Source organism: Aneurinibacillus terranovensis DSM 18919, assembly GCF_000430625.1.
GTDB lineage: Bacteria > Bacillota > Bacilli > Aneurinibacillales > Aneurinibacillaceae > Aneurinibacillus_B > Aneurinibacillus_B terranovensis.
Map to the genome: position 1 here is coordinate 1 of NZ_AUMJ01000068.1, position 25,458 is coordinate 25,458.

Below are 25,458 nucleotides of genomic sequence, written 5' to 3' on the forward strand. Positions count from 1 at the left end.
GTCCTTGCCGTAGATGGGAACTCTCCCATGAGCCAAACGGTGACACTCGGGGCCGGTCAGCAGCAGACGCTCACCTTTTCTTTTTCGATACCTTTGCAAAATACCGTCCATCTGCAGGCCACAATCAATCCTAATCATGATAACCCATCCGATGAAACGACCTATACGGATAACGCCAAGGATATATCTGTTCCAGCTGTAGTTAAAAAACCCGTAAGGCCCCCTGTTTCTACTCCAGGTGCTTACGATTTAGCGGCTGAAATTCCAGTGGGCCAGTCAAACTTACGCTTTGTCAAAACGACGCCGATTGATTGTATCGTAAAAAATGGCGGCTTCTATGTATACGACAAAGACGGCAATGCGATCGAGATCCCGATCACATGCAACGTGAAAATTACCGTTTCTTACCCCGGATACAAACAGGAATTCGTGCGAACGGTAACTTCAATGAAACCTGGAAAATTGGTGCATCTCGAAGTACCAACGCCGGATTATAAAGCTTTTGGTACTTCCTACAAATCTCCATATCCGGAAAACGCCTATCTCGATATACAGGTGAAAGAAGAGGTTAATTATGATGACGCTGTGGACGAAGAGAATCATGGAAACAATGTGGCCAATGGAACCGTTCGGGTTTATTGGTCAAAAACGAAACTTCAGCCGAAAAAATAGATAAAGGGAAATCCCCCCTTCCTCAATAATAGGAAGGGGGGAATACCTTGTTATCATTAGCGTCTTTTCTATGCTTTTTGGTATAATGTAGAAAAGGAATGAAATAGGAGGGGAATAAAATGACAGTCGAAAAAATCTTAAAAGATATCGAAAACCTCCCACTAGACAAACAAATAGAACTGATTGAGCTGCTTAATAAAAAATACAATTTTCAACCAAAGGATGCCATTTATGTGGGAGAAGCGTTTGATTTCTGGTTGAATAAGGATGATGATATTTACGATGACAAATATGGAAAATCACTTTAAGCAAGGAACAGTATGGATTGCCCGTATTTCCTTTAATCCAATCCAATAGACGCTCCCTGAGGCGGGGCGATTCAAAGATTATTTTTTGGAAATAGACCTCCTCCAGTTAGAGGCTCAAGGGAGGTCTATTTCTCTTTTGATAACTCTGACAGTACCATGTAAAGTAATACGAGGACAGGGATTAATATAGTAAATGCCAAGAATAGGTGAAATTTATATTAAAATAAGAGCATTAAATTTTTCCTGTTGCCAATGGAATAAAATACGGGGTAGGGATGATTTTGATTATGGAAAAGTTAAAAGATAATCATGTTCGAGAAGAACTAATGAAAAAACTCCAAGAAGAATGTTTAATCCAACCTGATACCAGAATCGTCAGTGAAATGTGTGTATGTCGAGGAACATCGCGCGTAGATATAGTTGTTATCAATGGAGTTATTCATGGGTACGAAATAAAAAGTGAAAGCGATACGCTTATTCGTTTACCCTCGCAAGTAAGTGATTATAATCGAGTTTTTGACAGAGTTACAATCGTTACTGCTCATGATTATTTAGAAAAAGTCAGAGAAATTGTGCCTGAATGGTGGGGGATCATTTCTGTTACAAATAAAAATGGAAAAGCTGTCTTAAAAAAGATGAAAAAAGGGCGTAAGAATCCATCACAAGATGCTTTGGCACTTGTTCAACTTCTATGGAAAGATGAAGCTTTGTCCATATTAAAAGAAAGAGGCTTGCACAAAGGGTATTTGAGCAAGCCCAAGCAACAGATTTTCGAACGTTTAGCCCAGATGGTTCCACTAAAAGAGTTAAGACTAGAAGTTAACAAGTTGTTGAAGCGGCGTGAAGGTTGGAGAGTTCATTAATCGCAAGTGTTAAATGATGGTTCGTTCCTACTCTTCGCCACGTTTCAGCGGTACCTGTACTTTGGTTCCCTTTAGCACATTCGTATATATAATCATCACCATAAGAATAGTGCTGACCACAGTATTGAGGATGAGTGATAATTCTTTCACATAGACCCTGAGCTTGTCCCCATCCATTATGTCGAGGACTTCTTACAGAATAACCACGGAAGATTAGGAAATCATTAGCTACTGTGTATCTTATCCCTGCAGCCATTTGCATAGTAAGGGGATTAAAATCTCCGTATGATGGATTAGAAATTATGTAATCACCAAATGACGGAGATCTTTTTACATTAAACTGAATAACTTTTTTGTAAATCAGCCATTCTGTACGGGGAATAGCACCATCTTGACCTGTAGAGATTTGACTTAAATCTTCCGGAACTGCAGTCGCAGTAAAAGTTAAGGTCCGCCAGTCCAATAGATGAGGAAGTGTTGAAATTGTGCCTACAACTAGTCGAGTTATTCTTGTCTCGTATCTAGGATCGACATACTTATAATCCATAATCACATCAGTTTCTTCAGGCGTTATATTAAAGAACTGGAGAAACCAATTAATGTTTTCGGCTAAGGCATCAAAGTCATTATTTTCTAATCTAATGCAAAGTCCGTCATTGTACCTAGCCAAAATATTTTTCACCGCTTGTTGATAGTTAACACCTCGTTGAGAACCGGTGACTGGAATGGCGGTTATCCCAGTTGCTTGTATTTCATCGATGATAAATTCTAGTGGATGTCGGCCATCTTGCATTATCTCATCATCTTCTAAGCATACTTGAAGAGCATCTATAAGCACAGGTCCTTCATGATCCCAAGAAGCCCTAATCTTTGTTGCAATACCTTCAAGAAATTCGTCAATAGTTTTTTCCGGCATGTCATCTTTAAAGTTCCAAGGAATAGGTGGTATTTCGATTAGTGGAGTCATAGAGTTTTTTAGTGCAGGGTCAAGTAGTTGAAGGGCTTTTTGTTCGCCTCTTCTCCAGCGAACGATTGGTACATATTGATTATGTTCAAACAACGTAATACAACCTCCTTTTTTAATATTAGGATTAAAATTGGTTGTAGTTCATGCTGTTGACATAATTATACAATGTTTTTGGTTTAAAAGTCTTATTTTCATGAATAACATTCATCCTGTGCTTTTTCCTGTGTGATGTCAGTAAGGATCGCTTATACGCTGAAGTTTTATTTTTGCGGCACCACCCTCTTTATAAAAAACAAAAAGACCGAAGCGACAACCGTTAACCCAATGGCTATAATAAAGGCATCATTTATCCCGGAAATTGCGGAATGTTATTGCGCCATTCGTAAATCACCTAGGTTGCCAGAGGCTGACTTGCCTGCAGGAAGGCCAGCCAGCGAGGCGAACATCTGGACGATTTCGTTTGGGCGCTTGACAATAATCTACCTAATCCTCACGCTCGCATACGTTTCCTCGCCAGAGCGCATCAGTTGGCCGTTAAACATCGGCCGGTAGTAAGCCACTAAATTACTAGGGACCTCTAATTTTTCCGCAATCATTCCAATCGTATCCCCGGAATAGATGAGCGATTCATCGACCAGTAACATAGCTGCGAATTCATTTGCCTCACGCTCAAACCTTCCAGGGATAAACAGGCTTTTTTCCTCAATAAACCGGTAGCTTGTCCCAGGATGCAGGAAATGATGCCCAAGCTCATGCGCGCAGACAGCCCGCCGTTCATATCCTTCCATCTCCTCATTTAGAACAATGTATCGATGACCACGAGCTTTCAATGCCATACCACGGATGCTTGGCGGCATGTCCATTGTTAAAATATGAATGTTTTCCTGTTCCGCGATTTCAAATGGATTTCGCGTTTTCCATCTCTTAATAACTTTGTGAACCTCCTGTTCGATATCCAAATTAAATCCATCCCCCCGATATTTGTTCACCAATTTCTTCACCGTGTGAATAGAGTGAAGAATGGTTAAGAAATATCCGTTGTTGATGTCGTAACAAGTATTCCTTTTGCAGCATGTTCGTTCATCATGGTTCCATTTCAATAGATGTTCCCCACATCCATTCCCATTATCCCCAACGTTTTCCGTAGGAATAGGTAAAAAAAGACGACACCATTTTATGTAACAGTGTCGCTATTTTCTCTTGTTGCGTTTCTTAGCATCCATAAATACAGCGGCTAATACGTTTTTTACTTTTTCCTTATCCTCTTCCGAAAGGGGGATACCCTGGAACATAACTTCTTCTTGATCCAGGAATTCTTCCATTTCCTTAGGGCGCGGCGTCCGTGGATCAAAGCCCTTCGGATCGTCCGTAAACCCGGCCAGATAATCCGGCGTCACATCGATCAATTCTGCCAGTTTGTATAAAGTACCCACCCCGGGAAGTTTTTTAGGATCCGTGATAAGTTCTTCGATGTAGGAAGGTTTAACATGGCATTCTTCAGCGACTTGTTCAACGGTAATGTTCTTCTTAGTTAATCCCTGTTTGAGGCGAGAGGAGAAAGTCCCTAAATCAGTAAAATTGATATCATGAATCGTATTATCTCTACCTAGTAGATAATCCACAGTAACTCCGTAAAAATCAGCAAATTTTTCAAGGGTGTTATTATCTGGTTCGCGATTATTTGACTCGTAATTTGCGTAAGCGCTACGCGATATTCCCAAATGTTTTGAAACCTGATCTTGGGTTAAACTTAAACGTTTCCTTAAGTTTGATAATCGGTTGCCTAACACACAATCACCCCTTTCTTATAACAAGTATATCGTTTCAAAATGAAACCAAAAATATTTGTTTCAAAAAGAAATAAATTTATTGACATGATTCGATTCGAAACATATAATAAAGAAAGTGATTGTTTCATTACGAATCGAAAATAGGTGGTGTTAGACTTGAGAGATTGGCTTGTTGAAAAACGTGGCGACTTAACACATGAACAAGTGGCAAAGATGGCGAAGATTAGTCGCAGTGCTTACAGCAATATCGAATCAGGTAAAAGAAATCCAAGTGTTGAAATGGCAAAAGCCATTGCTAAAGCATTAGGATTTGAATGGACAATTTTTTTTGAAAAAAAATCGTCACGTATTGAAACATTAAAATCCAGTTATATATTTTTTTATTTTTCTTTATTGGAAACATTGCCCTCCAATGCAGAAGCTTAACTTATATACATTCGACGTTTGAAAGAAAATTCCTACAACTGGTCGCGCTGGAGGGTAGTTGATTACTCAAATTGAACCGAGTTAGGAGGGAATAGTATGGGGTTAGAAAACGGCGTTTGTTTACATTGCAAAAATAGCTGTGCTTCTACCCGCTAACCAGGAGATTAAGAGGTGGGAGGTGCTGAGCATGGAAGAAAAGACCATAACGGAAGTCTTTTGTCTTTCAGACTTGAAAACCAAGGTACTTCGGGTGATGAACTACCTGGAAAAAGATGTTCTCTATACCAAAGAGGAAGCCATCGATGACTTTCTGGAAATTACCCGGCTTATCGCAGAAGCTGAATCGGCAGCACTTTCTAGGGTAGTCCGACCGTCCTAACGACATATAGTAACATGCAAGGGAGGGGGCGCAATGCAACAGGAAACGATTATCACAAAAATGCCCAGCGTTGAGAAGGTGAAGGAGTACTTCCAATTCATCGTTAACGCTGGAATTCCGGAACGTATTGCAGAAGAACAGAAAGAAAAAAAAGCTAACTAAAGATGAATACTTTGCCGGGTGATACTCGGCCTTGTCCGATGGTCAAGCCATAGCATTACAGGTACACAAATAAAAAAAGGGGATGAATCAAATGACAAAAAAGGGGGCCGTACCGGAAAAATTATACCGGGATCGATATTGGAAGCCCGTTCTGTTCCTTTTTAGTGAGCATCCTAAGCTCAAACAACATTTCACCACAAAATATTTTGATTTAGAAAGCGAAATGATTGACATCTCGGCTTTAAAAAACGCGGCGCGTCATTGGGCAACAAGCGAAAAGTTTATGCTGAATTTGGCTCTCCATCTTTTCAATGAACGAAACAAGTTGAATTTAAGTGAGATAGATTGCCTCGATAGTCAAAATAAGGAGCTGGCGTTGAAAGCCATCTCTCTTCGATTCAGGTGAAGACAATGGGAGAGACGAAAGTAAAAACGAATATTGAAGCAAAAGCGAGCATCGCGCTTGATGGCCAAGAAATTGGCTTGATTCTTGAGCAATTGGAATCCGGAATCCTTCGGAGCCTGGAAGAAAAGGATGCTCACCGTGCCGGACAACTACGAATCCTCATCATGAAACTACAGCTGGCTAAAGCAGACTTCCACCAGCAATGGAAACAACTGATCTTAGGTCGTTTTCATGATTTTCCGGAAAAAGAAAAGAACTCATCCGGTCCAGCAAACCAGTGAGTTCACGATGAATTACACTAACATAACGAATTACTCCAATTATACGTGTAATTCCTCACAAAATTCAACTCAGAACATACATTCTTAATCTCTTCTTAATCAACAAAGAAAGACACATATATTTTTCCTAAATTACTACACAAAAAAGGAAGAAAGGATCGTGAATCATTTTGAACCAATCGAACCAATTAAGTTGGCAGCGCGAAGTCATTCGCGACGAGCTGTTTTGCCGTTCATGCCCGAGCAACAGTACCTGTGTTCTCGAGTGTGAGTGCAAACTCCAGACTGATTTGAAGAGAAAGAAACCAAAGAACGCAGGACAAAAAATTTATTAAAAGGGGTAAACTCATGAAAAAATATCAATCAATTTTAAAGCATGCTGTCAATATCGCATATGCTACAGTTATCGTCGTGTATGTGTATGCACTTTTCTGGATATGGTCCGTTACAATTTCTGTACCAGGTGGTATGTCACATTTTTTTAAACCAATGAAAAGTATTCATGCCTGGTATCTATTACAAGTAGGACCACTTAGTTTAATGATAGCTTCTCTTTTTGGGTTTCTTTTCATTGAAATCTCAAAGCATAACCTATGTGAACCTCTCTCCAATAAATTGGAGAGCTTCTCGCTTCATCGAGCCGACTATTGTCGCATTCTCCACGAAGGCTAGTTCCTAGCCTAGCGTGTCTTACGACACGTTTTGTAGTTGTTGTACTGCCCGTTTGAGAATGTTTTTGGCGGCATTTACATCACGGTCACATTCAAATCCACAAGAAGGGCAACGATGTGTCCGTACAGCCAATGTTTTCTTTACGATTTCATCACAGCTTGAGCATTGTTGACTTGTGTTTCGTGGATCAACCAGAACAACACGCTTACCAGCACTTTCAGCCTTGTAAGTGGTGAACTGCACAAGTTGATTCCACCCTGCGTCTGCAATACTCTTTGCAAGATGATGATTTTTCACCATGTTTGTGATTTTCAAGTCTTCAAAGGCGATCAAATCATAGCGATTGACCAATTGACGTGAAATCTGATGCGCATTATTTCTGCGCTGATTCGCAATGTACTCATGCTTCTTGGCGAGGAGTGCCACAGCCTTTTTACGGCGGTTTGACCCTTTCTTTCGCCTTGATACAATACGCTGTAACTTTTTGAGTTGTCGCTCGCTTTTACGCAAATACTTGGGAATATGATAAAAATCACCATCCGATGTGATCGCCAGATGCTGTAAGCCCAAATCTACACCGATCTTTTTCCCTGTTGATTGCGTTTTTGTTTCCATTTCACAGGACAAACAAACATAATATCGTCCATTTTTAGCGATGACTGTGCACGTTTTGATTATACCTTGCACTTGACGATGTAGTTTGATTCGAACGGTTCCAACTTTGGACAGCGTGATGTATTTTCCTTCGAGTGAAAATCCTGATTGCGGATACGTAAAACTGTGATAGCGATTCATCCCTTTGAAGCGAGGAAATCCTGCTTTTTCGCCACGCTTCAACCGTCTGAAAAAGGCTTGATACGCTTTATCCAAACGTTCGACTACGTTTTGTAAGACTTGCGAATGAACGTCCTTATACTCTTCACACACCTTTTTTAGCGCAGGTAACTCTTTCTTTTGGGAATAGAACGTCAGGGATACGCCGCACTTTTTGTATGCCGTAATTCGCTGTTCAAGCAAGGCATTATAGAGCCATCGGCAATACATGAGCGTTTCATTTATTTTTTCTCGCTGTTCTTTGGTTGGCTCAATACGAAACTTATACGTTCGTACCATTACGAATCTCCTTTTTTCTGATTTTCGATATACTTGCGAATTACATCTTCTGAAATCGAACCAACGGTTTCGATGTAAAAGCTACTGTTCCAAAGATGACCGCCCCATAATCTTTTTTTCAGTTGTTTGAAAATCAATTTTCAAGTTTATTCGCTCCTCATCTATAGTTTTAAAAAAATAGTAAACCAAATTGGTATAGAAAGGAAGATTCCACATGAAAATCAACCGTTGGATTTGTGATTTTGGCAACAGTATTAACCAGCATCTGATCGATGGGTATTACTTTGAAATGCCTTCGTCTATCTATGAAATCACGGAGAAGGAGGCTCGGGGTATATTTGCAGAGGCGGTGGATCGGGAAACCCTACTTCAGCAGCTTGTCATTCGAGTCACAATTGACGGAAAGAACCGATTTTTCAAGGTAGGGGAGAAGGCCAAAGGAGACGTTCTCGGGAACGCCCACATCGAAAAACTCCATGATAAAACGGAGTCATTAACAGTTTGGGTTACTTGGCTGGCCGGAGCTGTTTTTTACCATTCCTATCAGCATCCTGACAAAGGAGACGATATCGTTGAAATTAGCTATTTTCTTACAATGCTTCCGACTTGGCTAGTTAAAAAAGCTGACAAATTTACAGATATGCTATCAAAAATGGCGGATCGGTTTAAGGGCAACAGTACGGAAGTGGAACTTCTAACCCCTAACTTTGAGAGGACACTCACCATTGAAGTGGAAGATTCGGTCTGCCGCATTGAAGGCGAGACAGCGCGTTTCGCTCTCCAGTACGATTTGGAGCTTAATCCCTTGGAATCAGCCAAAAAATTCGAACAAGCGATTGTGGTGATTGATGATATTGGTGGACAGACGCAGGATCTCTCCAAGTTGCGGAAGGGATTAAAGCGACCGGAGAGCGCAGACGATTTTGCAAGTTTTACGGATCAGAGTTACCTAAAAACGTTGGAAAAACTTCGAACCACAAAGCTCATGACACATTTCAACGATGTTCGAAGCCTGGAAAGCTTCATTCTTGAGAATATTTCTAAGCGCTGTTTTATATATCTGGACCCCACAACAAAGAAAGAAACCGATTTTACCGAGGAGATTGACCAAACCCTATGTGAGTTTGTCAAAATTGCCATGCAAAAGGCTTTGACAACGTTTCACTTCTTACCAGGTGTTCCTGTTTATTTCGTCCATATCGGTGGTGTAGCCAGCGCCCTTCAGGAATATATCAAAGAATATTTAAATGAAGAACTTGGTGAAAAGGTTGCTGGCGAATATCATTTGTTCCCGGCGGACTCTCGAAAATTGAATTTGTATGGTGGTGAAATCGTGGCGAAGAGTGAGCTTAAGAAAAGGGAAGGAGAGCCACGAAATGAGGAGACAGCAGTTTAACTTTCAATCCTCCTTTCTTTCAGAGGAAGCGTATAAATTAATTGAACATTTATCTAAAACGAAACAACTTTCTGCTCGGATTGCAAAGTGGGCAGAGGCAGAAGTAAACAACTCTGCTAGTCCAGACATGAAATTAATTCTACAAGAGATTTTAGGGATGAAGAGAATACTACAAAATCAATCGATTGTGATTCAGCAGGATGATGAAAGGACGTCCATCATTGATGGAGGAGATGAGCCTTCCATTACGCTTATCTCCTCTAATGAGGTCCATACACTTATTGATGAAGATGACATCAATTATAACTATTGAAAGGGTTATGCAGGAGAAAGAAGGGATGCCATCATGTTGACAAAAAAGGCAAACTTTATCGTTACAGATAAGAATGTTGGTTTCATCTCAACTGAAATGTTAGCAGCAAGGTACAAAACGATTCAGCGTTGGCTCACAAATAAAAAAGTGGCTCTTCACCCTGATGTTCAATCTGAGCTTATCAGCGAGAAAGAACTTATTCAGAAAACATTGAGCGAAAAAGGTGCCGAGGAATTAATAACTGAGCAACTTGTCTTTCCTGGACTGGAACCTCCAAAAAAAGAAAGCTATGAAAAAATCGTTATTGACCTGCTGGGTAAACATTTCAATCAAAAATATCGAGTAAAGCAGCTATCTCGGCAATTGGTATACGGATTTGAACTGGTTTTTCCTTCTGGAACTAGTAATGTGTATGGAAATCTATCCGGAATTTCAGGGGGAGGGAGTGAGTTTCAAAGCAGCTCTGAGCGAGCTGTAATTCAGTTGGAAGATAGTATAGAAGCAGCCCAGGCAGAAATCAGTCAGCTTTTGCTTGAAATGAAACCGATGGAACGGGCTATAGATGGATTAGATGAGCTTGAAAAAGAGTTAGTCGAAAAAAAATTCCTTACGAAACCCATTCCTACCGATTGGGAAGTCATTGATTCGATGCACATTGCAAAAACGAAATTTTATGAGGTGAAACCTACAGCTATAAGGAAAATAGCAGAAGCACTAAATATTTTATAAAACAAAGGAAGTGAAACCAGTATGGCGCGCTACATGATTGAAACGGTTGAAGACGGGTACCAGGTTGTCAAGATAACGGGGGCCAATGAAAGATGGGAAGACATCATGGAATCACTACGATCAGAGGATAAGGTTTATCCCATCATATCTTCCTTACGTGCGAGAACAAAGGCTAGGAAGAGGGATGCTTATGGGACAAAATACTAAATGCAGTGTGTTGTTTGCCCCTAAAGGAACCGTACACAGCACTATAGGAACAATAGATAGTCTCATATCTCAGCTAAAAAGAAATGACCTGAGTGCAGCCGTGGCTCAAATCGTTCTGGACAACAATTTGAGGCTTACTCTCCAGGTCACTTCCAAAACATCTGCCACTCATTATAGAGAAAATCCGGTGGCGCTACAAGAGCAAGATGTAACATGGTGCGAATTACCAATCATGAGCAATGTAAAACAGCTCATTCAAAACTTGACTCAATTAAAAAAACTTCTCTTTACCTGGTTGCTTCAGCAGCCTCGCGGACGTTGGTACGAGATCAAACGAATTGTCTTTACAGACGGAATCCTGGAGATTGAGAAATTAACTGGCTCTCCCTCAAAAATTATTTCTTTGCCGTCCATTAAACAGGAGAGACTACTGCTAATCGATGGCCCGAATGTTTTGAACATGGCTTTCTACGCGAGCTCGACAAATGGGGAAGAGCATCTTTTAAGGAATCATGAAGGTCTGTATACGAATGCAGTTTTGGCCATGACTCGTAAATTGTTTCATTTACTTCGTGATTTTCAACCAACACACTTGGCCATATGTTGGGACGTAAGACGGTCGTCAACGTTTCGCAGACAGCTGTATGAAGGGTACAAGGCTGGACGTGGGGAAACGCCACCTCCATTGCTGGAGCAGTATTTCACAGCACACACACTTTTTCAAAGTATGAACATCCAACAGTTTCTCATCCAAGGGTATGAAGCTGATGACCTAATAGGGACGCTGGCAACCCTATGGAAAAAATCAAGTCAGGGTGAATGTTATATCGTTTCATCGGACAAAGATTTATTTCAATTGTTGAATTTCCAAACATCGTTACTACGTCAGGTGAAAGGTACGCAAGAGCACTTTACTGTTCAAGATTTTACAGATCAATTTGGAATCGATCCAAAACAATGGATTGATGTAAAAGCTATTCTTGGTGAAACGGGGAAGAGTAGTGACAACATCCCTGGTATCGCTGGTTTAGGGGAAAAAGCTGCGTTCCCTTTAATTCAACAATATGGAAACCTGGAAGGCATATATAACGCACTCACTGCGTTGGAAAAAGTTCCATCTTTTAATCGTTACGTTAAAAAGTTAGAGCAAGGCCGAGACATGGCGTTTTTAAGCAAGAAGCTTGCTACCATTGTTACGGATGTTCCTGGATTACCTACATCTATTGATCAGCTGAAAGTAAAGATTGATAAAAAAGCAATGGTCACAGAGTTTGAAAGACTAGGTTTTAAATCAATATTAAACGATTTACGAGAAGGTAAATACCGAGCCTCTTGAATTTGAAAACCAATGAAAAGTGGGGTGTCAAAGTAATGGAGCTACGAATAAAGGACCCTACCTGCGGACCAATTGAGTTGATTTAATTACATCACCTGCCCTGAAGAGTGCCGGTTAGCGACCGGTCGAAACGCTCACAGCATGGATCGACATCCAGGAGCGTAGGCAGAAGCTAAAATACCATGGAAAGGGGGGAGATAGTAATGACCATATCCACCATTCTTCATAATCAACGTGGACAAGAAGGAAAAAGCACGTCAGCTGTCGTCGTCGTTCAGTCATTTATGAACGCCCTCTTTAATATTGAAAAAGACTTTCACACTCAGGAAAAATACACGGTTTCAGAAAATGCTGACTCCAAAGAGTACCTTCTGCACCATGTGACAAATGCAGACCTTCAGTTTGCAATTATATTACAAAAGGTCTGTAATACCCTAGGATACATCCGAAATGTTTTCCCGCACGATATATACCGAAAGATTTGCGAGTACTTTGAAACGCCGATTGTAGAATCACAGTTTTATGCAAGTCTGACTAAATTCTTGAAACATAAGTTGATTGAAAAAAAGAAAGACCCATATACCGGTCGATACGATTTTAAATTGAATCATTACCTGCATCCGGAAACAGGGAAAGTCGGTTTTTTTGTTCTTTTACCCCCGTTGGTATTTACGGAAGAATTTACAAAGCTGGATTTGGCCAAGAAAAAGCTTTTCTATTCCGTATACATTCAGCAGCAGTCCCAGCCGGTTCTAGAGCGCCTGTTAGAAAATGTAGAAGCCAAGGATGTCCAATTTTCCGGGTTATTTACGTTCCTACATCGGGATACAAGCCAACTTAAAAGGCTCATGGCTGAATTAACTACAGAACCCATTTTTCACCAAGTTCCGTTATTTAAGAAAGCGGAACTACTGAAATATAGGGGGAAGTACTATAAAGCGATCCTCGCTATCCATCCGGATATTCAACTTAAAGGAAAGGACAATGCTGGTGAGAAATATCACGATGTCTTCACTTCCCGGCATACATATCCACGTGTCTTGAAGTTAATCACGTCATACCTACATGCGGCCGGAATTGGGGAGGTAGCAGCTATAGAAGGTGAAACGCTCAATCAATTGGTGAGCGTTTTGAAACGCAGCGGCGCCCGTGTAATTCGGTACGCAATTGACCGCTTGAAGGAATTTTTCGCGGAAAAAGGGGTACTTCCGTCTAATATTGTTGGCTTTGTGAAGAATGAGGTGAAATTGAAAACAAAGGCAGCGATTTTGGGAATTGTTCGTAAGCATAAGCTTCAAAGCTTTGTAGTCCCACACTGTCAATCACGTACGGAAAAGCTGAACCGTGAGGACGAGTTTGCATCGGTGCTCAGCCATCTCCCGTTACAAACGCTTGAGAGGATATGCAGGGTAGCAAGTCGGCATTTACACGCCGGTTTTACTCGTCCTTCTTCTACAGTTTCCTATCGGGATTATAGCATGCCTACAGGAATAGAAAGACCGGAAATCATTGCCATTCGCCATTATGCTTTCCTTCAAAAGAAAGATCCGCAAGAATATATACTGCTTGAGATGCAAGCAGCGAAAAAAGCCCGTGAAATGGATAGCGTAATGTTTCGCGAGTGGATGATGGACCAAGTGAATGATCTTCCTAATATCAACTCCATACCTGCAGTGGAACGTGACTTTAAACTAGAACAGTACATACTCCGCTTGACATAATTTGGAGCTCTCTTTCAAAAATTTTCATTGTAAGAGGGCTATTCGTGTTATCTGCCTAAGTACACGCATCATTTTTTCCTCCCTTTATTGCTATTTCACTCCTACTTTTTTATGCACGCACTCTTTTCATGTACTACTCATTTTTGATTTATCCACAGAAAAAAGGATGTTACTCTGCCCAACGCCAATAAAAAGCAAAAAAGAAATAGTGGAAAATGTGGAAGCAGTTAAAACAGTGACTAGCTTTTGCTCTGTGAGAAAGAGAAATGACTTAAAAATAGCAAAAAGTAAAACAAAAGATGTGAATTAAATGGATAATGTTGATATATCCCTGAATAGGTGGAAAAAGATATGAATGCAGGAGTATACAATACTTTGCATCAAAATTTTTTTGCTTTTATCGAAAGATGTGAAATTTTGTTTTGCATTTTTTGATTTTAAGTAGCTAAAAGCTAGAGTTTGTTTTGCTTTTTGAGAGAAAAATCGCTTGAACACCTTGTTATAACCAGTACATTTCGTCAGGTAAAAGTTTTTAAATCTATAAAAGAGTATTGGATATAAAAGTATTGTATTCTTCTTATGTGAAAATAAAACTTAATAGGTAAGAAACAAGAAAAATATTTTTAATTTGATGAAAACAATGCATGTAAGTTTATTGGAATGTACTGCACATTTATAATATATCTTGGGTTCGTGTGCCCCCTGTGTCACAATAGTTGTCGTACCCCTCATGAATACGCATAGTAAAAAAAGAGAGGTTGAGGTGACGGACGATGGCTAGATACAGTGATGAATTAAAGCAGAAGATGCAACTTCGAATGATGTCCCCAAATAATGAACCCGTAAGTCAGATTGCTAGAGACAGTGGCCTGTCAGAATGGCGGGATTGCCCAGCAGGCGTCTCAACTGCAAAAGGAACTTCGAAATAAAGAGCGGGAAATGAAGACGCTAACCCGTGAGTTGAAGCGGAAGGAAGCCGCATTAGCGGAGACAGCAGCCCTACTCGTGCTGCGAAAAAAGGCCCAGTCGATTTGGGGGGACCAAGAGGACGCATGATCAGTGCCTCAGATCGACAGCATGCCATTACACTGATCCAAGAAGCGGTACAAGCTGGTGCCAAGGAACGACTGGCCTGCTTAGAGTTAGGACTGACCCAACGGACCTTACAGCGGTGGCGAAGAGACGGCTCCCCAAAGGAAGACCAGCGTCCGTATGCGACGAGACAGGCGCCCTCCCATAAGCTGAGCGAAGCAGAGCGACAACAGATCCTCGAAGTGGTCAACCAACCAGCGTATAAAAGCTTACCCCCCAGCCAAATCGTACCCAGGCTGGCGGATGAAGGAACGTATATCGCTTCAGAGTCAACCTTTTATCGCGTCATGCACGATCATCAGCTGCAACATCATCGCGGACGTAGTAAGAAGCCTGTATCTAAACCCCTCACAAGTCATTGTGCCGTGAAGCCGAATCAGGTTTGGATGTGGGACATTACATGGCTTCCTGGTCCCGTGAAGGGTATGTTCTACTATCTCTATCTCATCCTTGATTTATTCAGTCGTAAAATCGTAGGCTGGGAGATTTGGAACGATGAATCTGCTGAACATGCGAGCCAGCTTGTTCGTCGAACGGTGCTCAGCGAGCAGTGCGTGATGCGCAATGATCCGCTTATTTTGCACTCGGATAACGGCAGTCCGATGAAAGGAGCTACCCTGCTTGAAACGCTGTACAGTCTAGGCATAACGCCCTCAAGAAGTAGACCGCGCGTAAGGAATGATAACCCGTATGCAGAGTCTGTGTTTCGGACCTGTAAGTATCGACCAAACTATCCCGTAAAGGGCGTTGAATCGATGTCAGAGGCGCGTGAATGGGTATTGCAGTTTGTACACTGGTACAACTCCGAACACCGGCACAGCGGGCTTAATTTCTTAACACCCAATCAAAGACATAAGGGGCAAGCAGAACAAATCTTTGAGAACAGAAAACAGGTCTACGAAACAGCGAGGCAGAACCATCCGAGTCGCTGGTCCGGGAAGACGAGGGATTGGAGTTTAGACGATCAGGTATGGCTCAATCCAGAAAAAGCGCCAATTTCGGCAACTGCTGAGGAGCAGTGCAATTAGACCCTATTAAATTTCAAGAAGGTGCGACAACTATATCGACAAACACCGATGATCTGATTGTCTTATAAAAAACATTGACTCTAAGGAATTTTCTGAATATAATACATTTATAAAAGGTCTATAAAAAGACAATGTCTATAATTAAATGGAAGAGGGAAAAGAAGTGAACATAGAAGAACTATTGGTATCCCAACTCCGACTAATTTCCTTCGATAATCTTCCTAAGAATATAGTTGGAAGATTACAAACCATTCTTCTTCATAATCTTGCAGTGGGAATGGCAGGTCGTAACCGAAAGGAATATAAAATTCTATTGGAAGCTTATTCAAAGGAGAAAACTCATGATCGCATTCTATTGGAAGCGGTAGCAATGTCTCAACCGGCATTAGAGGATTTCTATGGCGCAAATCATTTTGGACCGTTGATGATCCCGAATGCACTCTATCATGGTCTGGTCCATCAGGCCAATGGAAAAGCATTGATTGCTTCCTTAGCGGCAGGATTTGCTCTGGGAATCTTTCTTAGCGATGAGTTGGGCAAAGCATTAGCAGAGAAGGGATTTCGCGGCACGCCTATTCTAGGAACTTTAGCAGCAGCAGCTTCTGCAGCTCATATCGCGGGAAGCTGCGAGCAAGAGTTCCGACATACGCTTGCACACGCCTCAGCCAATGTATTTGGGAATGGAATTTCACTTTTGGCAGGTACAGATGAATGGAGATATCAGGCCGGGATGGGGGCCTATCACGCTTCGTTTGCCTATATGTTAGCCAGAAATGGGGAGGTAGGCTATACAGGTTTCCTTTTTGGCGAGAAAGGTATGGCTGAGATTTTTGCAGAGTCTTCTTCGAGTAATTCCGTGCTTGATTTAGCCTCACTGGAGAAGATCGGTGTGAAAAGACATCCGGTACATATTTTTGTGCTTAGTCCGGCAGAAGCGACCAAACAATTATTTCTGCAGATTGGTCCTCAGTCTGCGGAAGGAATTAAGCGTATAAGTGTGAGAGTTCCTGCTCATCAGATTAGTGAAATCAATTTGCAAAAGGGACCGTATGAAAATACGAGCCAAGCGATTGTGAGTATCTATACGAATGTCGCCCTCATACTTCTTTTCGGAACTACCTCAGATGAAATTCTTAAGAAGGCAAATAATCCGGAAGTTCTTCGATTGATAGAGAAAATCGAAGTTTTACCTGATAAGAGATTGGGACAATATCAATGTGATGTAGTTTTAGAAAAATTTGATAAGACATATACAGTATCGATTGAAAATCAACTAAATTTGTATTTTCCATCTTTTGAATCAGAACTCACTCATTTGGTTGAAGAAGCAGAGAGTTGGGGTGTTCATCCCAAAAGCGTGGAACTGCTAGCCAAAGAAATCAGATGTTTAAATGAGCGAGACTCTCTATCAACATTAATTGAAATCTATGAAAATGGCCTGCTCAGCAGGATGAAGGGATGATAAAAATGTTAGATATATACCCTCGATTGCTGTCTCCCTATCGATTGGGATCTCTTTATTTACGGAATCGGACGGTTTTTCCGGGTATCACCAGCAATTTTTCTGGGGAAAGAGGGGAAGTAACTGATCAATTGATTGGCTTTTTACGCAGGCGGGCAGAAGGTGGAATAGGTTTGATTTTTGTAGAGAGTGTATTTGTCGATTGGAGTGGGAAGGGAACGCCACGTGAATTAGGCATCCATGAGGATTCTCTTATTCCGGGTTTAAAGAGGCTTACAGATTCAGTCCATGAGGCCGGGGCCCGAATTATGCCGCAGCTCATCCACTGCGGTCGGCAGATGACGTCTGCGTTCTCTAAAATGCCTCTTCTGGCTCCGTCTGCTATTCCTGATCCTATAGTAGGGGAAATGCCAAAGGAGATGACAATCCATGAAATCGAGTATATGATCGAGCAATTTGCACAGGCTGCCCGCAGAGCAAAGGAAGCTGGTTTTGACGGTGTTGAGATTCAAGCGGGACATGGCTACCTTATTTCTCAGTTCCTCTCCCCTTATTCGAATAAGAGGACCGATGAGTATGGTGGAAGTTTAGAGAATCGGGGTCGATTTCTAAGGAAAGTTATAAAGCGGACACGAGAAATTACAGGAAACGATTTCCCTATTGTCTGCCGGATTAATGCCGAGGAGTATGTCGAGGAAGGGATTCATCTTCCTGAGGCAATTAAAGTGGCCCGGATGATCGAGGAGTGGGGCGTTGATGCAATAGATGTTTCAGTAAGTGTAAAGGAAAGCTATCATTATCTATCGGTCACGACAGGAGAGCCAGTGGCCAATCAAGCTCATTTCGCAGAAGAAATTAAAAAGAATATCTCTATTCCTGTTATTACGGCTGGACGAATCCTTACACCTGAGATCGCAGAAGAAATACTCGAGAAAGAGAAGGCGGATTTGGTGGCAATTGGCAGAGCTTCGATTGCGGATCCGGATTTCGTGCGGAAGACTGAGCAAAACCAAACAGAACAACTCATTCCATGTATCGGATGCAATGCTTGCAATGCACGGAGTCATCGTCCACAAACGATCTGTTTGGTAAATAGCGGGGTTGGGAGAGAGCATCTACTAAAACAACTGGATGTTTCTCCAATGAAAGTTGGTGTAATTGGTTCTAGCCTGGCGGGATTAGAAGCTGCAAAAATAGCGGCAGAGCAAGGACATTATGTTAGGATATTAGAGCCTACGGATCACCTGGGTGGACTGTTTGGTCAAATTCGATCTAGGATTCCAGGGCAGAAGGAGCTTGGAAAAGCCGTTGAGTATTATGAAAGGAATTTAAAAGAATTAGGGGTTGAAATTACATTTCATGCTTCGGTCTCCCAATCAGATGTTGCTGACTATAAATTTGATCTTCTCTATGTTTCACTTGCAGGAAATCATAAACCGATTAATGATAAAGTCAACACATTATATGCCATCAATGTACTGAAGGGGGCTTCGTTAGAGGAGTCCAGTTATACTGTGATTGGAAATGGAATCCTTGCAGCAGAGACAGCGCTATATGTCGCATCGCAAGATAAAGAGGTTACCCTTGTTTATGATCATCCTAATATAGTTCACGATGCCCATCCGACGATACGATATTATACACATTCGCGATTAGAGAAGGCTGGTGTTGTCTTGCAGCATATAGAGAAAATCCAAAAAGACACAGTTTCTCTCTATCCAAATGTAATTCAAACGAATGGTTTTTCAGAAGAAAGTCTAAAAAACATGTATCAAGGATTGTCCGGTCATGTAATCTTTCTTGGTGATTCTTATGAAGCGAGTGATTTGGCCGAGCGGGTATGGAAAGCTGGGGACTTAGCAATTGGGGAAGGGGTCTATTCATGACAATTCAAACGTTGACTTTTCGGAATCAATTATTCATTAACGGTACTTGGCGGGATGCTAGCTCGGGAAAAACTTTTATAACCTATAATCCTGCTACAGGCATGCCGTTGACTGAAGTAGCAGAAGCTGGAGTCACAGATGTAGATGAAGCTGTGCAGGCGGCGGAGGCCGCCTTTTATGGGGGTTGGAGAGATTTGGCGGCTGATGAGAGAGGGGAGATTCTCTATCGAATAGCAGATGCCCTGGAAAACTACCGAGAAGAACTCGGACTGCTCGATACCCTGGACGCTGGTAGACCCATCCGGGATACCTTAAATAAAGATGTCACACGTGCCATCAAAACATTTCGATTTTTTGCAGGGATGACGGATAAAATCCGAGGGGCACATATTCCGGTTCAGCCGCCGCTTGTCAACTATACCAGGAAGGAGCCATACGGAGTTGTTGTTGCCATTACTCCTTGGAACTATCCACTCAACAATGCCGTCACCAAAATCGCTCCTATTCTGGCTTGCGGAAATACAATGGTCCTCAAGCCGGCGGAACAGACTTCTTTATCGGCGTTAAAGCTGGCAGAAATTTGTAAAGAGGCTGGATTGCCAGATGGAGTTTTAAATGTTATTACCGGTGGTTCAGAAGCTGGAGAAGCCTTGTCTATCCATCCAAAAATCCGCAAGGTAGCTTTTACAGGAAGTACATCTGTTGGCAAGAAAATAGTTGAAAACAGCAAGTATGGACTAAAGTCGTATACTCTTGAGCTAGGGGGCAAATCCCCTAATATTGTCTTTGCAGATGCAGATCTGGAACAGGCCGCAGAGGCATCTGTTTTTTCTATTTGCATGAATCAGGGACAAACGTGTACAGCTGGTACTCGATTGTTAGTCGAGGAGAATATAGCAGAAACTTTTGTACAGCTTCTGATCGAAAAGGCGAAGAAGCTTCGTATTGGAGATCCACTTGATCCGTCTACACAAATAGGATCTCTCATTTCAAAAGAGCAGTACGAGCGGGTGAAATCATACATTCAGCTTGGAGTTGCGGAAGGGGCGAAGCTTGTTTATGGTGGAATAAAACCGCCTGAATGCACAGAAGGATATTTCCTTCTTCCTTCGATTTTTACCGGGATAAAAAATGACATGCGCATAGCACAGGAAGAAATCTTCGGCCCAGTTCTTTCAATTATCACGTTTCGAGATGAGCAAGAGGCTATTTCGCTTGCAAATGATACATCCTTTGGTCTAGCCGCGGCGGTTTGGACAAAAGACTTGCAACGGGCTCATCGCTTATCAGACAAAGTGGAGGCCGGGCTTATCTGGGTGAATACCATTCATACCTTAAGTCCATCCTCTCCTTATGGTGGGTATAAGGAAAGCGGGACGGGCCTGGAAATGGGATTGGAAGCAGCTGATCAATATATGAAAACGAAAAGCGTTTGGATTAATACTGGAAATTGGGTATCGCCTTTTTCGATATGAACAACAGAAAAATGAGGTGAAAACATTGCAGGACACTAATCCAACATTGTCCCAAGTAGATGACATCATTGGGAGATCAATAGTGGAACTTTATCCCGAGTTGATTTCCTGGAGAAGAGATTTTCATCGGTATCCTGAAAGTGGATGGACGGAGTATCGTACGTCAGCCAAAATTGCTGAGCGGCTGGAATTGTGGGGATGGAAGGTTTTTCTTGGGGATGAGGTGTTGAATTCTTCAGCCCGAATGGGCGTACCTTCGTCAGAAGTTTTAACGTCCTGTGAAACGAGGGCCAGTCAGGAAGGGGTATCTGACATATTGCTTGAGCGAATGAAGGGAGGCAGAACCGGAGTCGTTGCAGAATGGAAAAGTGGAATTGAAGGGCCGGTATTTGCCCTCCGCTTTGATATCGACTGCAATGATTTACAGGAAACAGAACAGGAAGGTCATATTCCTGTTAAGGAAGGTTTTGCATCCCGCCATGAGGGCTGTATGCATGCTTGTGGGCATGATGGGCATGCCGCGATGGGGCTTGCCGTAGCAAAATGGATCTCTCATTATCATCGTGATTTCCCATTAATGGGAACGATTCGACTGATTTTCCAGCCAGCAGAGGAAGGCTGTCGAGGTGCACAGGCAATTGTTGAAAAAGGATGGCTTGATGATGTCGATTATTTTCTTAGCGGTCATATAGGATTCCGCTCGTTTGAATTAGGCGAGGTTGTTTTAAATACCACAGGGTTTTATGCAACAACAAAATGGGATACTACCTTTATTGGTAAGCCTGCTCATGCCAGTGGAGAACCAGAGTTAGGGAAAAACGCACTGCTGGCTGCTTCGACAGCAGCTCTTAATGTTCATGCGATTTCCCGTCATAGTCAAGGGGTCTCCCGGATCAATGTGGGTAAACTTGTAGCTGGTTCGGGGAGAAATATTGTACCTTCCCATGCATATATGCAGATTGAGACTCGTGGTGAAACAGAAGCAATCAATCAGTATATTTCTGATGAACTTCAGCGAATTCTGCGGGCATCTGCAACAATGTATGATGTAGAGCTTAAATTAGAAAAGGTTGGAGAGGCTGGTGAGGCGAAAGGTACACCGGAATGGGTTGAAAGATTGTATGAAAATTTTTCTCAAGTATCTGGTATCACCAGACTGATTTCTCAGCTTTCACTTGGAGCTTCTGAGGACGTGGTCTTTATGATGAAGCGGGTGCAAGAGCGAGGCGGATCGGCAGCATATCTGTTATTCGGATCATCTTTAGCAGCTATGCATCATCAGGCGGAATTCCATTTTGATGAACGAGTGTTACAAATTGGAGTGGAAGGGTATGTTAGGGCACTGGTTAACACTTTAGGAGAAAAATAGACAGTAATAAAAATTCTACGCTTGACACAATTGAATATTCTGAATAAAATATAAATAAGTCCATAAAGAGACAACGACCTAAAAGTGGAGGAAGCATGAAATCATACTCACGAGTAGCAGTCATTGGACCACAGGATAGTATTGATGACTGCATGGAGATGGCGAAGGATTATACTAGCTTTACCCTGCATAGTTTCTCCTATGAATCAGAGGAACAGACGGTAGACATCCTGCAAACACTTGGAGATCAATATGATGTCATTCTATTTACTGGACCACTTCCTTATTATAAGGTAAAAGATCATCCAGTATTAGATAAGATTCCATCTGTCTATATTCCTTTTACCGGGAGTGGCTTATACAGGGCTTTATTTCAGATGCGGGGACTTGAGGATTTCAGCCGTATTAGTGTGGATACCGTCACTCGTGCGGAAGTCCATACGGCTTTCCGAGAGTTAGGGCTAACGGATTTTCCGCAGGACATTCTTGAATATAATCATGCCTTGACCTTGGAGGAGTACGTTTCCTTTCATAAGTCCTTATTTGATCGTGGTCAGATTGATATGGTTATGACCTGTATTCGCTCCTGCTACAAGGAGCTAAAAAATGCAGGGGTTCCTGTTGTGAGAATCTCCCCCTTACGATCTGTCATTAAGGAAACACTGGACCGTATTGCTCTTATTGGGGAAAGTATCTGGCATAAAGGGTTTCAACTCTCTGTTGGAATTGTATCAGTTGATAGCTATAGTGAGTGGGCAAGTCAAAAAGGAATCCAAGAAATTCAAAAATTGCAGGTTCAATTAACGCAGTCCCTCATTCTCTTTACTAAGGAGATTGATGGACACTTCATTCATACCGGTCCTGGTGAGTTTTTATTTTTTACGACACGGTCTCTTATTGAGAGAACAACCAATAAATTCACCCGTCCGCCACATTTGCTTAAGCAAACGTATCTTCCAGAAAATTTAACGCTCAGCATTGGTTTAGGTGTTGGAGGAACGGCCAACCTGGCTGCAGAAAACGCCCGTATTGCTCTACAAAAATCACGGGAGACTGGTGCGAATACCTGTTTTGTTGTAAACGAAGAGCACCAGGTGATTGGGCCGCTTGGCAGTGATGATTCAGGTGTTGTTGAAATGCGGACGACGGATCAATTTGTCCTCTCAGCTGTTAAGAAAACCGGTCTTAGTGCGGGAACGCTCAAACGATTGTATGATGCAATCCAGCAGGCAGGCCAAGATTTCACTGCCAATGAGGTTGCGGCATTTTTGGGAATGACACTACGGAGTGCTCGGCGGCTTCTGCAGTATCTTGAACAGGCCAGTCTTCTTGAGGTTGTAGGACAAGAATCAGTTCATACTCGGGGAAAGCCAAGAAGGGTTTATCGACTGTCCAAATCTTAGAAGAAAGTAAGGATAGATTAAGTTAATAAACAATGGCTTATTACTCAATCTATCTTTCTTTAAAAATTTCAAAATATTTAAGATTATTTTATTTTTTTAAAAAAACAGGAGGTGAGCAATTTGCAAAATATTTATTTTTCTTAAAAGGGTCTATAAAAGGACAATTACCATTTGTTTATAACGGTATCTTTATGATTGAGTTACAAAGTATTGAAAGTACTTGAAAAAGGAGGAATCATAATGTCGGATAAAAATATCTATACCAAGGATTCATTGGAGTATATTCCGAAAGAAAAGCAGAACTTTTCTTTCCTAAATATGTTGGCGATCTTTATGGGAATGCAGGTTCCAATTTCCTACTTTCTTGTCGGTGGTTCTATAAGTGCTGGCCTAACTTTGTCTCAAGCATTAACAGTGACCATTCTAGCCTTTATCGTCGGTTTTATTATCTTTAGTTTAGTTGGAGTTATTGGTCAGCAGGCGGGGGTTACGACGATGGTAGCATCACGGCCAGCCTTCGGGATTATGGGAGCGATTCTTCCTGCATTGATTACCTTTATTTCACTTGCCGGGTGGGACTCTGTTCATATCCAGCTGGCAGGGGTGATGTTGAATGATACAAGTAAAGAATTTCTGGGCTGGGGCAATCAGCACGTTTACAGCCTGATTGTAGGAATTATCATTGTTGTTCTTGTTGTATTCGGCCCTAATGTGCTGAAAGTAATGGAACAGTATTTGGTTCCCGCAGTACTTCTGTTAGTGATAATGGCTCTATATATTGCATTTGGTGACCATTCGTTATCGGAATTGCTGCATAAGGCTGGAAAAGGGCCGATCACACCAGCTATTGGTTTTGATGCTATGCTTATTTCCTCCTTAACCTGGGTACCGATGGTTGCTGATTATTCGAGATTTGGTAAAACAAGAAAAACTACATTTTGGGCAGCATTAATTGGATCGGTTCCGGTCGGATTTCTGATGAATGCTATCGGGCAAATCTCAGCTGTATCTCTTGGAAATCCAAATCCACTTATGGCTATGTTGCATCATGGCAGTGTTTTCAGTGTTGTTTCTTTTATCGTTATCATTTTTGCTACGGTTGCTACAGCGGCACTGATTTTGTATTCTTCTGCTATTTCTGCGGTAAGTGTTTTCCCGAATGCGTCTGTCAAAAAGATGTCTGCTATCATTGGCGTGATATGTATCGGTTTAGCTATAGGTGTTAACCTGCTAGGTGATGTTATCGGTTGGTTAAACTTTCAGGGCTATCTATTAATTCCACTTTTCTCAGTTATTTTAATAGACTACTTCTTGGTACATAAATCTTATTATGAACCAAGAGAATTGTTTAATAAAAAAGGAAAATTTATGTTTTATAAAGGATTCAATTTAGTGGGATATGTTTCTTGGGTTGCAGGGGCAATTACATTTTTTTCTGCAAAAAACAGTGCAATTGGAGGAGCTTTCCTCTCTATGCTAGTCAGCGGACTATGTTATGTATTGTTGCAGAAAATCAATGTGGCAAAAACCACTTCATTTCCTGTTTCGGAAGAAAAAGTTGAAAGTTAATTTTCTTGATGCACATATAAGTGAAATTTACTATTTCACCTTATATTTAGCATATTAAATTAATTACCCTAATAGAGCAGCGGTATGATGTCAAGCCCCTAAGTTAACATAATATTTTGTCGAAAGCTGCTTTTTTGGGGGGTGAACCAAAAAAAGGCAATACCAAACTAAGCCCACCCTACCTTGAATTCAAAATATTTCCTCAAAATCCAAGGAACTGGTGGAATTGGATGAAAGAGTTATGTCTTACATGTGTTGTCGGATTCCTCCTTTCCGGTCGTAAAGTCGATTCGTCTTCAGCAGATAAAAGACCAATCGCACTAATTTACGGGCTGTAAGAGCAAGGGCACGTTTTTCGGCAAACTCTTTCGGCTCCGCTTTCTTTTTGGCATAGTACTCCGCGAATACAGGGTCGTGCACCCGGACACTGTTC

General features: G+C 41.7%; 29 protein-coding genes and 1 pseudogene. 24 read left to right on the top strand and 6 right to left on the bottom strand.

The window, feature by feature from the left end:
- The 3 genes from H525_RS23990 to H525_RS0113005 all read left to right on the top strand — a co-directional run.
- On the top strand, positions 1-672 hold a 672-nt coding region (locus tag H525_RS23990), incomplete at its 5' end, for a hypothetical protein (RefSeq protein ID WP_035101028.1).
- A 119-nt stretch (positions 673-791) separates the two neighbouring features.
- A complete protein-coding gene (locus tag H525_RS0113000) occupies positions 792-980 on the top strand; it encodes a hypothetical protein (protein WP_027416562.1) in 189 nt (62 codons plus the stop codon).
- Positions 981-1,267: 287 nt separating this feature from the next.
- Positions 1,268-1,843 carry a sce7726 family protein gene (locus H525_RS0113005; RefSeq protein ID WP_027416563.1) on the top strand — a complete coding sequence of 192 codons (576 nt, stop codon included), beginning with the start codon at positions 1,268-1,270 and terminating at the stop codon, positions 1,841-1,843.
- On the opposite strand, the gene H525_RS0113010 is transcribed toward H525_RS0113005, so the two are convergent.
- The 3 genes from H525_RS0113010 to H525_RS25680 form a co-directional block, all read right to left on the bottom strand.
- Positions 1,800-2,903, bottom strand: coding sequence for a beta family protein (locus H525_RS0113010; RefSeq protein ID WP_027416564.1), 1,104 nt, complete (start codon positions 2,901-2,903; stop codon positions 1,800-1,802). The two genes, H525_RS0113005 and H525_RS0113010, sit on opposite strands and share 44 nt — an antisense overlap.
- Positions 2,904-3,289: 386 nt before the next feature.
- Complete coding sequence (locus H525_RS25675; protein ID WP_051331020.1) at positions 3,290-3,910, bottom strand: ImmA/IrrE family metallo-endopeptidase; 621 nt, start codon at positions 3,908-3,910, stop codon at positions 3,290-3,292.
- A gap of 90 nt (positions 3,911-4,000) precedes the next feature.
- Positions 4,001-4,600: a helix-turn-helix domain-containing protein gene (locus tag H525_RS25680; RefSeq protein ID WP_051331021.1), complete on the bottom strand. Its 600-nt coding sequence runs from the start codon at positions 4,598-4,600 to the stop codon at positions 4,001-4,003.
- Positions 4,601-4,756: 156 nt separating this feature from the next.
- Between H525_RS25680 and H525_RS24005 the strand changes: the two genes are divergently transcribed.
- The 6 genes from H525_RS24005 (at position 4,757) to H525_RS0113050 (ending at position 6,926) form a co-directional block, all read left to right on the top strand.
- Positions 4,757-5,026 carry a helix-turn-helix transcriptional regulator gene (locus H525_RS24005; protein ID WP_081413390.1) on the top strand — a complete coding sequence of 90 codons (270 nt, stop codon included), beginning with the start codon at positions 4,757-4,759 and terminating at the stop codon, positions 5,024-5,026.
- Between the two features lie 187 nt (positions 5,027-5,213).
- The gene (locus H525_RS0113030) at positions 5,214-5,405 is read left to right on the top strand and encodes a hypothetical protein (RefSeq protein ID WP_027416565.1); all 192 of its coding nucleotides are present in this window, start codon (positions 5,214-5,216) and stop codon (positions 5,403-5,405) included.
- A gap of 33 nt (positions 5,406-5,438) precedes the next feature.
- Positions 5,439-5,567, top strand: coding sequence for a hypothetical protein (locus H525_RS29025; protein ID WP_281172620.1), 129 nt, complete (start codon positions 5,439-5,441; stop codon positions 5,565-5,567).
- Positions 5,568-5,658: 91 nt separating this feature from the next.
- Positions 5,659-5,973, top strand: a complete 315-nt coding sequence (locus tag H525_RS0113040; RefSeq protein ID WP_035101032.1) for a hypothetical protein — start codon at positions 5,659-5,661, stop codon at positions 5,971-5,973.
- Positions 5,970-6,254 (top strand): hypothetical protein, encoded by a 285-nt coding sequence (locus tag H525_RS0113045; protein ID WP_211237014.1) that lies wholly within the window; start codon positions 5,970-5,972, stop codon positions 6,252-6,254. The genes H525_RS0113040 and H525_RS0113045 overlap by 4 nt, the downstream gene beginning before the upstream one ends.
- Before the next feature lie 348 nt (positions 6,255-6,602).
- Positions 6,603-6,926: a hypothetical protein gene (locus H525_RS0113050; RefSeq protein WP_027416568.1), complete on the top strand. Its 324-nt coding sequence runs from the start codon at positions 6,603-6,605 to the stop codon at positions 6,924-6,926.
- Positions 6,927-6,944: 18 nt separating this feature from the next.
- Here H525_RS0113050 and H525_RS0113055 read toward each other — a convergent pair whose 3' ends face one another.
- Together H525_RS0113055 and H525_RS29580 are read right to left on the bottom strand one after the other, a co-directional pair.
- The gene (locus H525_RS0113055; RefSeq protein ID WP_027416569.1) at positions 6,945-8,039 is read right to left on the bottom strand and encodes an RNA-guided endonuclease InsQ/TnpB family protein; all 1,095 of its coding nucleotides are present in this window, start codon (positions 8,037-8,039) and stop codon (positions 6,945-6,947) included.
- Complete coding sequence (locus H525_RS29580) at positions 8,039-8,176, bottom strand: transposase (protein ID WP_081413391.1); 138 nt, start codon at positions 8,174-8,176, stop codon at positions 8,039-8,041. The genes H525_RS0113055 and H525_RS29580 overlap by 1 nt, the downstream gene beginning before the upstream one ends.
- Positions 8,177-8,253: 77 nt before the next feature.
- Between H525_RS29580 and H525_RS0113065 the strand changes: the two genes are divergently transcribed.
- The 15 genes from H525_RS0113065 to H525_RS0113140 all read left to right on the top strand — a co-directional run bounded on the left by H525_RS0113065 (position 8,254) and on the right by H525_RS0113140 (position 25,025).
- The gene (locus H525_RS0113065; RefSeq protein WP_027416570.1) at positions 8,254-9,435 is read left to right on the top strand and encodes an Alp7A family actin-like protein; all 1,182 of its coding nucleotides are present in this window, start codon (positions 8,254-8,256) and stop codon (positions 9,433-9,435) included.
- Positions 9,416-9,748: a hypothetical protein gene (locus tag H525_RS0113070; protein ID WP_027416571.1), complete on the top strand. Its 333-nt coding sequence runs from the start codon at positions 9,416-9,418 to the stop codon at positions 9,746-9,748. The genes H525_RS0113065 and H525_RS0113070 overlap by 20 nt, the downstream gene beginning before the upstream one ends.
- A gap of 33 nt (positions 9,749-9,781) precedes the next feature.
- Positions 9,782-10,477, top strand: coding sequence for an ArpU family phage packaging/lysis transcriptional regulator (locus H525_RS0113075; RefSeq protein WP_027416572.1), 696 nt, complete (start codon positions 9,782-9,784; stop codon positions 10,475-10,477).
- Between the two features lie 21 nt (positions 10,478-10,498).
- Positions 10,499-10,684 carry a hypothetical protein gene (locus H525_RS27790; protein ID WP_027416573.1) on the top strand — a complete coding sequence of 62 codons (186 nt, stop codon included), beginning with the start codon at positions 10,499-10,501 and terminating at the stop codon, positions 10,682-10,684.
- Positions 10,668-12,020, top strand: coding sequence for a 5'-3' exonuclease (locus tag H525_RS0113085; protein ID WP_051331022.1), 1,353 nt, complete (start codon positions 10,668-10,670; stop codon positions 12,018-12,020). Before H525_RS27790 ends, H525_RS0113085 begins: the two co-directional genes overlap by 17 nt.
- Before the next feature lie 203 nt (positions 12,021-12,223).
- Positions 12,224-13,741, top strand: coding sequence for a hypothetical protein (locus H525_RS0113090; protein WP_027416575.1), 1,518 nt, complete (start codon positions 12,224-12,226; stop codon positions 13,739-13,741).
- Between the two features lie 852 nt (positions 13,742-14,593).
- Positions 14,594-14,797: a transposase gene (locus tag H525_RS29585; protein WP_425387697.1), complete on the top strand. Its 204-nt coding sequence runs from the start codon at positions 14,594-14,596 to the stop codon at positions 14,795-14,797.
- The gene (locus H525_RS0113105; protein ID WP_027416576.1) at positions 14,794-15,861 is read left to right on the top strand and encodes an IS3 family transposase; all 1,068 of its coding nucleotides are present in this window, start codon (positions 14,794-14,796) and stop codon (positions 15,859-15,861) included. The genes H525_RS29585 and H525_RS0113105 overlap by 4 nt, the downstream gene beginning before the upstream one ends.
- A gap of 145 nt (positions 15,862-16,006) precedes the next feature.
- Positions 16,007-17,323 carry an MmgE/PrpD family protein gene (locus H525_RS0113110; protein WP_081413393.1) on the top strand — a complete coding sequence of 439 codons (1,317 nt, stop codon included), beginning with the start codon at positions 16,007-16,009 and terminating at the stop codon, positions 17,321-17,323.
- Positions 17,320-19,209 (top strand): oxidoreductase, encoded by a 1,890-nt coding sequence (locus H525_RS24020; protein ID WP_051331024.1) that lies wholly within the window; start codon positions 17,320-17,322, stop codon positions 19,207-19,209. Before H525_RS0113110 ends, H525_RS24020 begins: the two co-directional genes overlap by 4 nt.
- Positions 19,206-20,684: an aldehyde dehydrogenase family protein gene (locus tag H525_RS0113120; protein WP_027416578.1), complete on the top strand. Its 1,479-nt coding sequence runs from the start codon at positions 19,206-19,208 to the stop codon at positions 20,682-20,684. The genes H525_RS24020 and H525_RS0113120 overlap by 4 nt, the downstream gene beginning before the upstream one ends.
- A gap of 82 nt (positions 20,685-20,766) precedes the next feature.
- Complete coding sequence (locus H525_RS0113125; RefSeq protein ID WP_245590484.1) at positions 20,767-22,053, top strand: amidohydrolase; 1,287 nt, start codon at positions 20,767-20,769, stop codon at positions 22,051-22,053.
- Between the two features lie 95 nt (positions 22,054-22,148).
- Entirely contained in the window at positions 22,149-23,456 is a 1,308-nt protein-coding gene (locus tag H525_RS0113130; protein ID WP_027416580.1) for a helix-turn-helix domain-containing protein, read from the top strand.
- A 32-nt stretch (positions 23,457-23,488) separates the two neighbouring features.
- The gene (locus tag H525_RS29590; protein WP_027416581.1) at positions 23,489-23,680 is read left to right on the top strand and encodes a hypothetical protein; all 192 of its coding nucleotides are present in this window, start codon (positions 23,489-23,491) and stop codon (positions 23,678-23,680) included.
- A gap of 16 nt (positions 23,681-23,696) precedes the next feature.
- Positions 23,697-25,025 (top strand): purine-cytosine permease family protein, encoded by a 1,329-nt coding sequence (locus H525_RS0113140; protein ID WP_027416582.1) that lies wholly within the window; start codon positions 23,697-23,699, stop codon positions 25,023-25,025.
- A 246-nt stretch (positions 25,026-25,271) separates the two neighbouring features.
- Here H525_RS0113140 and H525_RS28245 read toward each other — a convergent pair.
- Positions 25,272-25,458, bottom strand: a pseudogene (locus H525_RS28245) (IS110 family transposase); the annotation flags it as partial.

Bases quoted from the DNA above. Each gene is read 5' to 3' on its own strand.
- H525_RS0113000 (WP_027416562.1), top strand. From the start codon at position 792: ATGACAGTCGAAAAAATCTTAAAAGATATCGAAAACCTCCCACTAGAC.
- H525_RS0113005 (WP_027416563.1), top strand. From the start codon at position 1,268: ATGGAAAAGTTAAAAGATAATCATGTTCGAGAAGAACTAATGAAAAAA.
- H525_RS0113030 (WP_027416565.1), top strand. From the start codon at position 5,214: ATGGAAGAAAAGACCATAACGGAAGTCTTTTGTCTTTCAGACTTGAAA.
- H525_RS29025 (WP_281172620.1), top strand. From the start codon at position 5,439: ATGCAACAGGAAACGATTATCACAAAAATGCCCAGCGTTGAGAAGGTG.
- H525_RS0113040 (WP_035101032.1), top strand. From the start codon at position 5,659: ATGACAAAAAAGGGGGCCGTACCGGAAAAATTATACCGGGATCGATAT.
- H525_RS0113050 (WP_027416568.1), top strand. From the start codon at position 6,603: ATGAAAAAATATCAATCAATTTTAAAGCATGCTGTCAATATCGCATAT.
- H525_RS0113055 (WP_027416569.1), bottom strand. From the start codon at position 8,039: ATGGTACGAACGTATAAGTTTCGTATTGAGCCAACCAAAGAACAGCGA.
- H525_RS0113065 (WP_027416570.1), top strand. From the start codon at position 8,254: ATGAAAATCAACCGTTGGATTTGTGATTTTGGCAACAGTATTAACCAG.
- H525_RS0113070 (WP_027416571.1), top strand. From the start codon at position 9,416: ATGAGGAGACAGCAGTTTAACTTTCAATCCTCCTTTCTTTCAGAGGAA.
- H525_RS0113075 (WP_027416572.1), top strand. From the start codon at position 9,782: ATGTTGACAAAAAAGGCAAACTTTATCGTTACAGATAAGAATGTTGGT.
- H525_RS27790 (WP_027416573.1), top strand. From the start codon at position 10,499: ATGGCGCGCTACATGATTGAAACGGTTGAAGACGGGTACCAGGTTGTC.
- H525_RS0113085 (WP_051331022.1), top strand. From the start codon at position 10,668: ATGGGACAAAATACTAAATGCAGTGTGTTGTTTGCCCCTAAAGGAACC.
- H525_RS0113090 (WP_027416575.1), top strand. From the start codon at position 12,224: ATGACCATATCCACCATTCTTCATAATCAACGTGGACAAGAAGGAAAA.
- H525_RS0113105 (WP_027416576.1), top strand. From the start codon at position 14,794: ATGATCAGTGCCTCAGATCGACAGCATGCCATTACACTGATCCAAGAA.
- H525_RS0113110 (WP_081413393.1), top strand. From the start codon at position 16,007: ATGGAAGAGGGAAAAGAAGTGAACATAGAAGAACTATTGGTATCCCAA.
- H525_RS24020 (WP_051331024.1), top strand. From the start codon at position 17,320: ATGATAAAAATGTTAGATATATACCCTCGATTGCTGTCTCCCTATCGA.
- H525_RS0113120 (WP_027416578.1), top strand. From the start codon at position 19,206: ATGACAATTCAAACGTTGACTTTTCGGAATCAATTATTCATTAACGGT.
- H525_RS0113130 (WP_027416580.1), top strand. From the start codon at position 22,149: ATGAAATCATACTCACGAGTAGCAGTCATTGGACCACAGGATAGTATT.
- H525_RS29590 (WP_027416581.1), top strand. From the start codon at position 23,489: ATGGCTTATTACTCAATCTATCTTTCTTTAAAAATTTCAAAATATTTA.
- H525_RS0113140 (WP_027416582.1), top strand. From the start codon at position 23,697: ATGTCGGATAAAAATATCTATACCAAGGATTCATTGGAGTATATTCCG.